The following is a 13,555-nucleotide window of genomic DNA, read 5'->3' on the forward strand; positions in this document are numbered from 1 at the left end:
ACTAAGTCCACTTTGATAACCTTTTGCAAAACTTCCTCAGAATATACTTATCATATTATGCAATGGGGTTAAATCATTTCAAAGCAACAGCCAAGCTACTGCGTGACTTTGCCTTTACAGAAGATCGGGCAGACTCATTTATTCAAAAAGAAGCCGTTGGCGTAGCCGGCTTAATTACACCATGGAACTTCCCAACCAATCAAGTCGCTACGAAGCTCGCAAGTGCGTTTGCCGCTGGAAGTACGGTGGTATTAAAGCCCGCTACAAAAACACCCTTTGCTTCGATCATTTTAACAGAAGTTCTAGAGAAGGCAGGTGTACCAAAAGGCGTCTTTAACTTAGTAAACGGAACAGGTTCCACCATTGGGGATGCAATCAGTTCTCATCCAGATATTGATTTTGTTTCGTTCACGGGTTCAGGCAATGTTGGCACAAAAATCATGGAGAATGCTGCTCAGGATATTAAAAATGTTGCCCTTGAATTGGGAGATAAATCACCGATCATTGTTCTCGATGATACAGACGTAGAAACCGCTGCCCGAACAGCCATTGCAAATATTGCTGCTAATACAGGTCAAGTTTGTACAGCTGGCACACGCATCTTTATTCCGCAATCGATGCATGATCAATTTGCAAAAATGGTAAAAAAACTTCTCCCTGAATATCCAGTCGGTGATCCAAAAGACCCGAACACATTCATGGGACCACAAGTATCTGAAAAGCAGTGGAAAACCGTGCAAGACTACATTCAGACAGGGATTGATAGTGGCGCTGACTTAATGGTTGGTGGTACTGGCAAACCCGATCAACTAACGACAGGTCATTACTCAAAAATCACGATGTTTACCAACTTAAAACACCATGACACAATCGCTCAAGAAGAAATATTTGGACCGGTCATGACCGTGTTTACCTATGACAACCTTGACGAAGCGATTGAGCTTGCTAATACCACGATTTATGGACTTGCTGGTTATGTTGTCGGTAAAGATCCAGACACACTTACAAAGGTAGCGAAAAGTATCCGGGCCGGGAGAATAACCATAAATGATGGTGAAATGGACTTTGGCGCACCATTCGGTGGCTTTAAACAATCAGGAATTGGTCGAGAATGGGGCGATTATGGAATTGAGGAATTTCTAGAGACGAAGACGATCTTGGGGATGCCCAAAGGTTCAGCAAAATAATTGATCAAAAACCGCGCTAAACTTTACTAGGTCTAGGGAGAAGTATGGGGAATAAAAGCATTTTATAAAAATATGTCTATAGCCTTTTATCTAGAGGACTATCGATCAGATATGTTAACAAATGCGTTGTAAAGTTGCTCAAAATTCTATATAACCACTTCTCTCCCTAGTCAGAGGTTGATTTTTAGTAACAACAATAAATTATGATAAAACAAAAGGAACGAGAGACTAGTATCATTCCCTCCCGTTCCTTTTGTTAACGCATATCTATGCATTCTTTTTTTATTTAGCGCGATCTTAAATAGCTCACTTTTGTAATTTCTTTTAAGATGCATTACACCTCCTTCACCATTTAAATACGCTTTAACAATGCTTAATTTAAATTCAAAACTATCTTTCACCATATAAAGAATCCCAAGAGTTAGATTTTAGGTCTAACTTTTGGGGGCAAATCAAAACGTGTTCGTCTTTCAAAATTTGCTCTTTTTATTAACTTATTAACTCAGTCCATTTGCTTTTCAAACGGACAAAATTATTTCTTGTTACTCCCCAATCACCCCACAAGCGATACGATCTCCTGCATCACCAGACGGTTGTGAAATATAATCATCTGGCCCAGCATGAATAATGAGTGAAGTCCCCTCTTTAGTAAAAAGTGTGTTTTCACCATCGCGCTTAAGTGTCACCATCGGTGCTTCAACTTCTGCATAAACAGTGCCATCTTCATTAACCGTAATATTCTTTAGATCGCCTGCATGTGGCCCCTCAGGGTGTTTAAATCCATGCTTGCTTCCTGTCGGGTTATAATGACCTCCAGCCGTTTCAAAATCGGGCGGCACACATTGACCTGATTCATGGATATGAAAAGCCAGTTCACCCGGTGGTAAATCTTCGCCTTCAAGAATAATACCAACACCACCTTCAGCTTTTTCCGTTAGCGTTGCTGTTGCTACTGTTTTACCATCCGCATTCATTAATGTGACCAATACCTCTTCTACACCTGACGCATTCGTCTCAACTGTTTCCTGTGATTCAACATCCGCTTGATCATCTGTTGACTTACTTTCATTATTATTAGTTTGTGTGCAGGCAGATAAACTAATGATCGCAATCATTATGATAAATAGACCTCGCCCATACTTATGCATTTTAGCACCCCTCCGCAAATTAATATCGCTAGTTAGTTTTTACAAAAAAATCTAGTTTTAAACAATAAAACGAAACTTCAATTAATGGGCGGAGGGCTATAGGATGTAGGTCATGCAGACGTTGCCACAGGACGTGGCGCCCTTAGTCTGTAACCCTTCTTGAGGACGTGGCGGTCTTAGTCTGTAATCCTTTGGTTGTTAGTTGAGTGAAGCAGGGCATTAGCGTCCGTTTTAGCTGTCCTAAATAGATGTATCTCAGCTCTCTATTTTATTTATGATCGTTTTACTGACAGTTATCTAGCGCTATTTATTTAGAACGGGAATGGGTGCTTTTTTCCTCTCAATATCTAATTGAGAGGAAAAACAAACAAGGTCAGTGAGCAAATGCTCACTGACCTTAGCTTTCACTTATAATTGTTTACCATTTGAATCAATTAGATCTTTGTACCAGTAGAATGATTTTTTGCGTTTACGCTCCAATGTTCCACTACCATCGTCATGTTTGTCTACATAAATGAAACCATAGCGCTTAGAATATTGACCTGATGATGCACTGACTAAATCAATGCAACCCCAGCTTGTATAACCTATGAGATCGACACCATCTTCAATCGCCTCACCCATTTGTTTAATGTGCTCACGAAGATAATCAATCCGGTAATCATCTTGAATTGATCCGTCCGCTTCAACTTTATCATAAGCGCCTAGACCGTTTTCAACAATCATTAATGGCACTTGATAACGACCATACAATTCATTAAGTGCAATTCTCAAGCCGACTGGATCAATTTCCCAACCCCAATCACTTGCTTTTAGGAATGGATTTTTAACGCCTCCGATTAAATTGCCTTGTCCGATTTCTTCTGGTGTTTTTTCTTTCTTATCGGTGCGTGACATGTAGTAACTAAATGAAATGAAGTCAACGGTTCCTTCTTTAATTTCAGCCAAATCGCCTTCTTTAATATCAAGCTTAATATCATGCTCTTTAAAATAGCGATTGGCAAAGTAAGGATATTCACCACGTACTTGGACATCTCCACAGAAAAAATTAAATAAATCTGCTTCACGCCGTGCATGCATAACGTTTTCTGGATTTGAGTCAAAACTGTAGACGGGTGCATAGAGTAACATACAACCAATCTGTGAATCGGGAATGATTTCATGTCCTTTTTTAACCGCTCTTGCACTAGCCAAAAATTGATGATGAAGCCCTTGGAAGCTGTCTTGCAAGCGTGTTTTCTCGTTTTCCGGAGAGAAGCCAAGACCCATTAAAGGCATATGCGTTGCCCCATTTATTTCATTAAATGTTAACCAATATTTCACTTTATCTTTGTAGCGGGTAAATATCGTCTCAACATAACGGTCGAAAAATTCAACCAATTGACGATTTCTCCAACCACCATATTCCTTAGTCAAGTGTAATGGTGTTTCGTAGTGAGCAATGGTTACTAATGGTTCAATACCGTATTTCTGAAGCTCATCAAAGACGCGATCATAAAAAGCAAGCCCCTCTTCATTTGGTTCAGTTTCATCACCATTAGGAAAAATACGACTCCAAGCAATACTTAGCCGGAAGACTTTAAATCCCATCTCAGCAAACAAAGCAATATCTTCTTTGTAACGATGATAAAAGTCAATCCCTTCATGATTTGGGTAACTATATTTTGATTTATCAATCTCAAAATCAAAGCCAGTACTTGAAAGTAATGCTAGCCTTTCTTTACCACCAGGTAAAACATCTGCCAGATTTAATCCTTTTCCACCCTCATTATAAGCGCCTTCAAATTGATTAGCAGCAGTTGCACCACCCCATAAGAAGCCGTCTGGAAATTGGTAAGTCATATTTATCTTCCTCCTGTTAAGTAATTAAATCATGTTGAAAGGAAACGTCTTCTATTATTGAAACACGTTTCCTTCTTTTTTTTCTACTATTTTGCCTTCAATTCCATTAATAAATCCTCAACTTTGACATTTTGTTCTGTTGATAACGAAATGTCGTATTGCGTATGGTTTGTGACAATCACTGGTGTTGTTAATGAATAGCCTTCTTCTTTAATACGCTCACCATCAAATTCTAATAATAACTGGCCACGTTCAACGCGATCACCTTGGGCAACATGTGCGGTAAAATATTTACCTTCTAATTTTACGGTATCCATACCGACATGGATCAGTATTTCTGCACCTTCATCTGAAATAATGCCAATCGCATGGTGAGTTGGGAATAAAGTTGTTACGATACCGGTTACCGGTGAAAACACTTTATTTTCTAATGGTTCAATCGCCACACCTTTACCAATTGCACCGGAAGCGAAAGCTGTATCTTCAATAGACTCTAATGTTTTGACTTGCCCAGCAAAAGGACTGGTAATCACTTCATCCTGAACCGGACCTTTATTAGGCTCTACTTGCTTTTTTTCAACATCACCAGATGGTTGGTCTGTACCCTCAATTTTATTAATGTTGCCAAAGAAATACGTTAAGAAAAATGCTAAAACAAATCCACCAGCAGCTGCAATTAACGCACCGATAACTGACATATCAATTCCTTCTGGTGGGATAAAACTTGGGATTTGAAATACACCTAGTCCACCCATAACATATCCAGTCGTTCCAACCAAACCTAGCAACGCACCACCAAGTGCTGATGAAACAAGTGTGAAAATAAACGGCCGTTTAAGTGGTAGTGCAATCCCGTACATACCTGGTTCTGTAACACCAAAAATAGCTGATATAAAGGCTGGCGCACTAAGTGTTTTGGTTTTTCGATTATTTGATTTAATCCAAACCGCTAAAATTGCACCTGCTAATGCAAAGGAATGGGCAAACACGAGGGCTAATACAGAATCTGCACCATGTACCGCAAAGTTATTAATCGCAATCGGAACAAGTCCCCAGTGTAAACCAAACATAACAAACACGAGCCATAGACCCCCAAGGAATACCCCTGCAATAACTGGGCTTAAACTATACGCCCATACTGTTACTTCACCTAACAATTGACTTGCCCAAGTTGCAATTGGACCAATAACAATAAATGTTAATGGGACAATAATTAGTAGCGTAAACATTGGAACAAGAAACATTTTAACAACATCTGGGACAATTTTCTTAAAGAAATTTTCAACTTTTGCTGCAAACAATGCTGAAACAATGATTGGAATAACCGACATGGAATAGGTCATTAAAATAACCGGAATTCCCAAAAATTCTATATAGACTGGTGATTCAAACATCGTTCCTGCAAACAATGTATACAACGGTTCACCCGCTTGAGGAATCCCCTCAAGACTTGGATAGACAAGTGCCATCGCAATCACCATGCCGAGGAACGGTGTTCCACCAAACTTCTTCATCGCTGTGTAACCTAGTAATATTGGCAAGAAGTAAAACAGCGCATCACCTGTAGCGTTCAAGACTTGATATGTTCCACTTGTTTCTTCCAGCCAACCTACTGCAATAAATAACGCATTAAAACCTTTAATCATACCCGAAGCAGCTAACACACTAAGAATAGGTGTGAAAATGCCAGAAATCATGTCAATAAAACGATCAAAAATACTTCCTTTCTCGCCATCTTCATCTGTATCTGCGGAAGCTTGGCCTTGAAAACCACCTTCGTCCACGACTGCTTTGTATACATCAGGAACATGGTTACCAATCACGACTTGATATTGACCACCACTTATTCTAACGGTAACGACACCTTCCATATTTTTTAACACTTCTGTATTCGCTTTACTTTCATCCTTTAGTTTAAATCGAAGACGGGTAATACAATGAACCACACTGTTAACGTTTTCTTTTCCGCCGACATTTTCTATAATATCTTTTGCCAACTGCTCATAACTCATAATTAACATCCTCTCTTTTGTTCGTTTATTTACTTACTGTAACCATTTTTAGAAATAAAAAACCTGAATCAATTTGCACAGACACACACACATGAGTAGTGTCGTTCGCAATTGATTCAGGTTATGCCCAATTAGGTAACATTCCTAAATTTAAAATATAAAATTATAGCTGTTAATTAATTAACACCTTAAAGTTAACACGAACTCAAAGGCTTGTCAATGAAAAAATAAAACGTTTTCATGTTTTTTTCACAACTGTTTTTTTTGCCGATAGGTAACGCGATGAATATGAACAGTTAAATATACTTTTTCATCTTGCGATAATGACCAACTAAAATTCTTTTTCAAATAAATATTAATTCTTTCTGTACACGCATAAGCTTCTTGGTATTTTTTTTGGACTTGTTCATGTAAAAACTCATCGACAGTATCTTCTGATTTCTCTTTTCGGATGAATCGCATTGAGAAATAACGGAGGTGGGTAACAAACCGTTCGTAGTTAATCGAACGTTCATCCAACTCTACTTGATAATAATATTTCACGATATTTAAAATACTGTTGACCATATCTGTGACTTGTACAGCGATCTCCATATTTTCACCAGATATTTGACTATTGACTAAGTGTAATGCTATTGAGCCTGCTTCATCCTCACCTAAACGGATGTCTGTATGCTTTTCAATAATTTCCAAAGCATGGATACCTATTTCAAATTCTTTTTTATAATACTTCCTTACTTCATACAATAAATTATTTTTCAAATCAATACCTTGTTGATAGCGCGCAATCGCAAAGCTAATGTGATCAGTCAATGCCACGTATAAATATTCATCTAATTTATAAGGCAACTTTGATTGAGCATATGTCAAAATTTCTGACGATATGTCCAGGTATTTTTCAGAGGTATATTTCAATAATTGATCAAGCTTTTCAGATGTCCCTGTATTTTGTAATATAAAGGTTTTTTCAACTTTGGTCGCTTCTACCGGATCGCCCGCTTTTTTCTGAAAAGCTAGGCCTTTTCCCATCACGACCATTTCTTGATGGTTGTCATTTTCTGTGATTACCACATTATTATTTAAAACCTTCTTAATCTGCACACGATCACCTCCATCTTTTTATTATCAAACAAAAGCAGTTGGCAAAACTTCACTTAATGGGTGCCCTAAACACATCAAGATTGTCATACTTTTCTGTAAACGTTAACTTAACAAATTTCTATCACAGTGTTGTGTAACTGTCAAGCAAGGATATGACAGATTCCATTACACGATCACCCTTTAACATAGAGGGGGATAATAGAAGATCACATTTAAATTTTCTATATGATTTGTCCTAAACCACTTGCATTTTTGGTCGATAGGACTATACTATTCAAAGGATATAAGATAACGGTAACAGGGTAACACTTTAGATTACTTGACACTTAAAGAAAGAGATCACGGCTAATGCTGAACGAATCATGATTTTTAAGGTAAGGTGTTTTCAAAACATGCCTTTATTTTAAGAGTTCAAGCCAGCTATGACCACGAGGGTTGCTCGTTCCACAAAAACGAAGATAAAAATTCATTTAGACAAAAGAGAAAGATATGAGGGACACACTATGGGGAGAGATATGACAACGGGGAATCCGTTCAAATTAATTGTCTTTTTTACGCTTCCGATGCTAATCGGAAATATTTTTCAACAATTTTATAGTATGGCTGATACCTTTATTGTTAGTCAAACGCTTGGTATGGACGCACTAGCTGCCGTCGGTTCAACGGGTAGTATCACTTTTTTAATTTTAGGTATGGCAATCGGCCTTACCGCTGGACTAGCTGTAATTACCGCTCAACGCTTTGGAAAAAAAGACGAAGCTGCACTACGTAGAAGTCTTGGTGTTAGTATAATTATTACGGGTATTGTAAGCCTCATTATTACGCTTATTGCTACGCTCAATACACGTAATATATTGGAATGGATGCAAACACCACCAGAAATTATTGATCAAGCCTATGATTATTTAGTGATTATTTTCACCGGAATTGGCGCAACCGTTTTCTTTAATTTCCTTTCCAATATCTTGCGTGCGATTGGTGACAGCCAAACACCATTAATCTTTTTAATCGTTACATCTATTTTAAATATTATATTGGACTATCTATTTATTTTAGGATTTGGCATGAACGTTGCAGGTGCTGGTTATGCAACCATTATTTCTCAACTGATTGCTTCACTACTCTGCTTGTTATATATAAGAAAACGTGTCCGTATTTTACGTGTCCGCAAACAAGATTGGACGTTAGATTGGAGCGAGTACAGTGAACATTTACGGATCGGGTTGCCTTATGGCTTTCAGTATTCGATTATTGCCGTTGGTTCAATTGCTGTTCAAATCACACTTAATCAATTAGGCGCTTTATCAGTTGCAGCTTATACCGCAGCAAGTAAAATTGATCAATTACTTACTATGCCACTGCCCGCTTTTGGCGTGACCATGTCGACCTATGCTGCGCAAAACTTTGGTGCACAAAAATTTGAGCGGATTAAACAAGGCATGCGTGCCGGCTTAAAAATCACACTCAGCTATGCCATTGTAATAGGTATTCTTTTATTTTTCAGCGGTCGATTTTTATCCGGTTTTTTTGTTAATGATTATAATGAAGCTGTTCTCGAGCTAACTGAGCAGTTTTTTAAAATTCAAGCTCCTTTTTATAGTTTTTTGGCACTCGTCTTTTTACTTAGACATACTATACAAGGGTTGGGAAATAGCTTTGCTCCAACATTAGCTGGTGTAATGGAACTATCGGCACGTATCTTTGGAGCGCTAACGCTTTCACATTATTTTGGTTTTAACGGAGCCATCATGGCTAATCCACTTGCTTGGATCAGTGCTGTTATCCCTTTAACCTTATCGTATGTTTATACACAACGTTTACTAATGAAACAACCAAACAAAACCGCCCTTTGGCTGTCACTAGGATCGAAGAAGGTTTTACGTGCAGTCAAATAAAGGTCTGCCTGTCGCACAATAGATGACATATGCAGCACTTTATCACAGATAATCATCCGTGCTATCGACTGACGCATGTATAAAATTTGATTTTACAGATGCTTTCTAATGCAAAAATACCTTGGTTTCATTCATATAAAATAGCGAGAACATCAATGATGCTCTCGCTAAATGGTTGGCGTTTCTAATTAAACCCTATCATTTTTCGAGACACTTTATAGGCACCAACTGAAATTCTCCGACCAATCCAACCTGGTAGATTGATCAGATGACCTAAAAATCCAAACCTTATATTGTGGTACATTTCTGGGTCTTTGTTTCGAATATATATCATTAATTGCTTTTTCTTGTTCAGATTCTCTTTTGTTCCTGAGCGAATGAGAAAGATAGCAGAAATAACAGTGACAATCTCCAATTGATGAAGCATATAGCGTTGAAGCTTAACATCGTCAATTAATCTTAAATCTACTTGTTCAACCATAAGTTTATTGACCTTAATTTGTTGATCAATCCGCTTTATCATCATGTTTTCATTGACAGATTGATCTTCTCGCCCAATGAAATAACGATAAAAATCAACATTCAAATAATAGATTTTCTTTACAAAAGGCAATGGTTGATAGACATAGAGATTATCAACATAGAATGTATGTTTAGGAAGCTTCAATCCAGAATCTCTTAATAATTGTGTCCGATAAATAATAGAATGCATCATCAAATATTGACTTTGGCGAAAATCTTTGATGTCTTTCCATCGAAAGATCTTTCCCTCAGGAAGAACATCATCATATCTCATGACCTTCTTATACTTTGCACCTTCTTTTTCATAGACAAAATTACTAATGAGCATATCTACGGTTAACTCCTCTTCCTCAAAGCTCCGCAATGTTTTTAAGACCTTTAGATAAGCTCGAATATCTACCCAGTCATCACTATCAACGACCTTAAAATACAAGCCCATCGCATGTCGAATCCCTGTGTTTACTGCTTCCCCATGACCGCCATTACGCTGATGAATGACATTTATCATATCAGGGTATTTGTTTGCATAATCATCAGCAATAGTCCCCGTTTGATCAACCGAGCCATCATTGACGATGAGAAGTTCTACATCCTCCCGGCCAGGTAAAAGGGATTCAATGCAATCTCTCATATAATCTTGAGAATTATAGCAAGGAATAACAACCGATAACAATTTCATGCTTACACAACCTTTATCTATTTTTTAGGCTCTTCAGGCACTTGTTTAAAGATAATTTTAAAAATAGGGAAAAACACCCAAAATGAAATTGCACTATTAATAATCATCGTTATCACATCTGCTACCGTTTCTCCAAAGCTACCCCAATCCAACGTGTCCATAAAAAAGTTGTAGACAGGTGTTTGATAGAATCCTAAGGCAATTGCCGCAACGATGGTAATAATGATGTAAGCGAAAAAATACCAAAATGCTGCCTTCCAGATACTACTGTTTGATTTAAACGTTATACTTCTCTGTGCGAAGAAGTTAATGATCTGTGCAACCGCAATACTAATTTGTACCGCTAGAAAAAAGGCGAGACCTCCGCCACCACCTTCAGAAATAGGACCGGCAGGAAAGTCAAAGATATAATATGGATTTCCATCAATATTTGTACCCATCTGCCAAATTTGAAAATTTGTGCTCACTAATGCCGTTTGAGCAAAAATATTTCTAAAAACAGGCATCAATACCAATTGAAGTACGGTGACTCCATTACTCAGCATAAAAAACACAAAAAACTGTGCACTATTCGGGTATTTCTCTTTCATATTATTCCAAAAATTAGCTATCCCTGAAGAGGAATGAATTTTCTCCATACTATCTCTTTTCATAATACCTCTCCTTCCCCAGTTTTTGAAGTGCTAAATTCACCCTTATCCTTATTTAATTTTACCAACTTTTTTCTTTCTCTTAACACATGTCGCACACCTTTAAAGAAATGTCCATTTACAATCATCAGAACACCGTCAACCATCGGCATATTGATTACACCACCTGTCATTCGTGCATAACCACGAAATGGCATATGATAGACAGACATCATAATCAAGTTTGCTGTATCTCTTTTTCCTAACTTCCATAATAATTTATGAGAAAATTTAATCAGTCTAAATACAAATCGAGCAAACCGCCCCTTCGCATATTGACATTGCGCAATGGTATCGTTATAGTCAAGTGGCTTGGTCCTATCCCATTTAGGATTTGGCACCTTATGGCCAAGTAGTGCCTCAAACTCTTCAACACTAACTTGATTTGCTTTACCAGAATAATAGGTAGGCAGCGTATCTTTATTATAAGGAAGTGGCGCTTCGGTTCCTTCCACAAAAATAGTATCTTCTAACCGAATATCATCACTTGCTGCACCAATCATAATTTTATAATCAGCTGATTCGATCTCCCATTGGTTGGTTTTCACATTAAAATATCGAAACGTCTTATCATCAAATCGTATAGTTACTTTTTTTGTTTCACCAGCATTTAAGGCGACTTTTGTAAAGCCTTTTAATTCTTTTTCCGGCCTAAAGATCGCTCTCGACTGACAGCCCACATATAATTGAACCACTTCTTTACCGGCCACTTTACCTGTATTCGTAATGTTAAGGGTAACGCCGTCTTTAGACAGTTGCATATCTGAATACGCAAACGTTGTATAACTTAAACCATAACCGAACGGGAAAAGAACATCAACATCATCAGCTCTATCATAATAACGATAACCAATATATGGACCTTCCCTGTACTCCACACTGACTTCTTTACCAGGGAATTGATGATAGGCTGGCGTATCTTCATATTGAAGGGGATAAGTTTCCGCTAGCTTCCCTGAAGGATTGACTGCCCCTGTAATGATTCTTTGAACAGCTTTTGCCCCTGCCTGACCACTTAAATAGGCATGGACTAATCCTTTTACCTTAGTAATCCATGGCATTTCTACTGCTGCACCACAGGAAAGAACAACAACAATGTTTGAATTCACCTCATACAAAGCATCCAATAATTCGATCTGATTCGCAGGAATTTCCATACTTTGGCGATCTAAGCCTTCTGCCTCTGTCACTTCATCCAAACCGATATACAATAGCACAACATCAGCTTGTTTTGCTAATGCACAGGCTTTATTTATTTTTCTTGCACTTCGCTTTCCATAGCGATCAAATCCTTGCTCATAACCAATACTATTTAGTTCAGGTTCTTCTAACAAATCTAACGGATGATCTAAAAACGTTGGATTAACAATTGACGAACCTGCCCCTTGGTATCTTGTTTCTTTGGCAAAATCACCTATGATAGCGACTTTTTTATCCTGCTGAAGCGGGAGAATATTTGCTTCGTTTTTCAAAAGAATAATCGACTCTTCTGCGACAAGTTGTGCCATCTGATGATGTGCTGTTTTATCAACCATTTTGGGTTCTTGGTTAAATGCTTCCTCTGTTGTGAAAATTAAGTCTAGTAACCGATCAACACATTGATCTAATACGTCTTCTTTTATTTTCCCACGCTCAATAGCTGTGACGATTTCTTGATTGGTTTCACCAGCAGCTGTAGGCATTTCTAACTCATTCCCTGCAATTAAACCAGCAACCCGATCGTTACTTCCACCCCAGTCTGTAACAACAACCCCATCGTAATGCCACTCGTCACGCAAAATCTCTTTCATTAAATGAAGATTTTCGTTCGTATATTCACCGTTCAACATATTATAAGCTGACATAACAGCCTTTGTTTCACCCTCTTTAACAGCAATTTCAAATGCCGTTAAATAAATTTCCCTAAGGGTTCTTTCATCGACAATGGTATCAATCGACATCCGCCGTTCTTCTTGGTTGTTGACTGCAAAATGTTTGACACAAGCCGATATGCCTTGTGATTGGATCCCTTTAATCATTCCAGCCGCTAGTTTTCCAGCCAAATACGGATCCTCACTAAAATATTCAAAATTACGCCCCGCTAATGGACTTCTCTTCATGTTAATTCCTGGCCCTAATAGCACATTAACTTTTTGATCAACAGCCTCTTTTCCTAGGTGAACACCCATCTGCATGGCAAGCTTCTCATTCCAACTATTCGCTACCGTTGCAGCTGTTGGAAAACAAGTTGCCGGGATACTTTCATTAAGGCCTAAGTGATCCGCCGCTTCTGCCTGCTTTCGAATACCATGTGGACCATCGGCTAGAAAAATACTTGGAATCCCCAATCTTTCTATGTCCATCGTTTGCCAAAAATCTTTCCCGGACATCAAAGAGGCTTTTTCTTCTCGCGTCATCTCGCTAATTATATCTCTGTATTTCATAGACATCCCTCTTTTTTAGAAATTGGTGGCACGATGATTAAGTGCCACCAAACTCGT

Annotated in this window: 8 protein-coding genes and 1 pseudogene; 2 read left to right on the forward strand and 7 right to left on the reverse strand. The window is 38.1% G+C overall.

Annotated features, from left to right (window positions below):
* Nucleotides 1-53: 53 nt before the first annotated feature.
* Nucleotides 54-1,187 (forward strand): annotated as a pseudogene (locus tag JOE23_RS06495) (aldehyde dehydrogenase family protein); the annotation flags it as partial.
* Between the two features lie 542 nt (nt 1,188-1,729).
* Here JOE23_RS06495 and JOE23_RS06500 read toward each other — a convergent pair.
* The 4 genes from JOE23_RS06500 to licT all read right to left on the reverse strand — a co-directional run bounded on the left by JOE23_RS06500 (nt 1,730) and on the right by licT (nt 7,290).
* Nucleotides 1,730-2,335, reverse strand: coding sequence for a superoxide dismutase family protein (locus JOE23_RS06500; protein ID WP_204436740.1), 606 nt, complete (start codon nt 2,333-2,335; stop codon nt 1,730-1,732).
* A 408-nt stretch (nt 2,336-2,743) separates the two neighbouring features.
* Nucleotides 2,744-4,177, reverse strand: coding sequence for a glycoside hydrolase family 1 protein (locus JOE23_RS06505; protein WP_204436742.1), 1,434 nt, complete (start codon nt 4,175-4,177; stop codon nt 2,744-2,746).
* 86 nt (nt 4,178-4,263) lie between these two features.
* Entirely contained in the window at nt 4,264-6,189 is a 1,926-nt protein-coding gene (locus JOE23_RS06510; RefSeq protein ID WP_204436745.1) for a beta-glucoside-specific PTS transporter subunit IIABC, read from the reverse strand.
* 249 nt (nt 6,190-6,438) lie between these two features.
* Nucleotides 6,439-7,290, reverse strand: coding sequence for a BglG family transcription antiterminator LicT (gene licT / locus JOE23_RS06515; RefSeq protein WP_204436755.1), 852 nt, complete (start codon nt 7,288-7,290; stop codon nt 6,439-6,441).
* Nucleotides 7,291-7,793: 503 nt separating this feature from the next.
* On the opposite strand from licT, the gene JOE23_RS06520 reads away from it, so the two are divergent.
* Nucleotides 7,794-9,185: an MATE family efflux transporter gene (locus JOE23_RS06520; RefSeq protein ID WP_204436757.1), complete on the forward strand. Its 1,392-nt coding sequence runs from the start codon at nt 7,794-7,796 to the stop codon at nt 9,183-9,185.
* A gap of 184 nt (nt 9,186-9,369) precedes the next feature.
* On the opposite strand, the gene JOE23_RS06525 is transcribed toward JOE23_RS06520, so the two are convergent.
* Genes JOE23_RS06525 through JOE23_RS06535 form a run of 3 tightly spaced genes read right to left on the reverse strand, consistent with a single transcriptional unit; the run spans nt 9,370 to nt 13,498 of the window.
* On the reverse strand, nt 9,370-10,386 hold the full coding sequence (locus tag JOE23_RS06525) for a glycosyltransferase family 2 protein (RefSeq protein ID WP_204436759.1): 1,017 nt from the start codon (nt 10,384-10,386) through the stop codon (nt 9,370-9,372).
* Between the two features lie 17 nt (nt 10,387-10,403).
* Nucleotides 10,404-11,039, reverse strand: a complete 636-nt coding sequence (locus JOE23_RS06530) for a hypothetical protein (protein WP_204436761.1) — start codon at nt 11,037-11,039, stop codon at nt 10,404-10,406.
* On the reverse strand, nt 11,036-13,498 hold the full coding sequence (locus JOE23_RS06535; protein WP_204436763.1) for a beta-glucosidase family protein: 2,463 nt from the start codon (nt 13,496-13,498) through the stop codon (nt 11,036-11,038). Before JOE23_RS06535 ends, JOE23_RS06530 begins: the two co-directional genes overlap by 4 nt.
* Nucleotides 13,499-13,555 lie beyond the last annotated feature (57 nt).

Origin of the sequence: Amphibacillus cookii (assembly GCF_016908375.1) — a bacterium.
In the GTDB taxonomy this organism is placed as follows: Bacteria; Bacillota; Bacilli; order Bacillales; family Amphibacillaceae; genus Amphibacillus_C; species Amphibacillus_C cookii.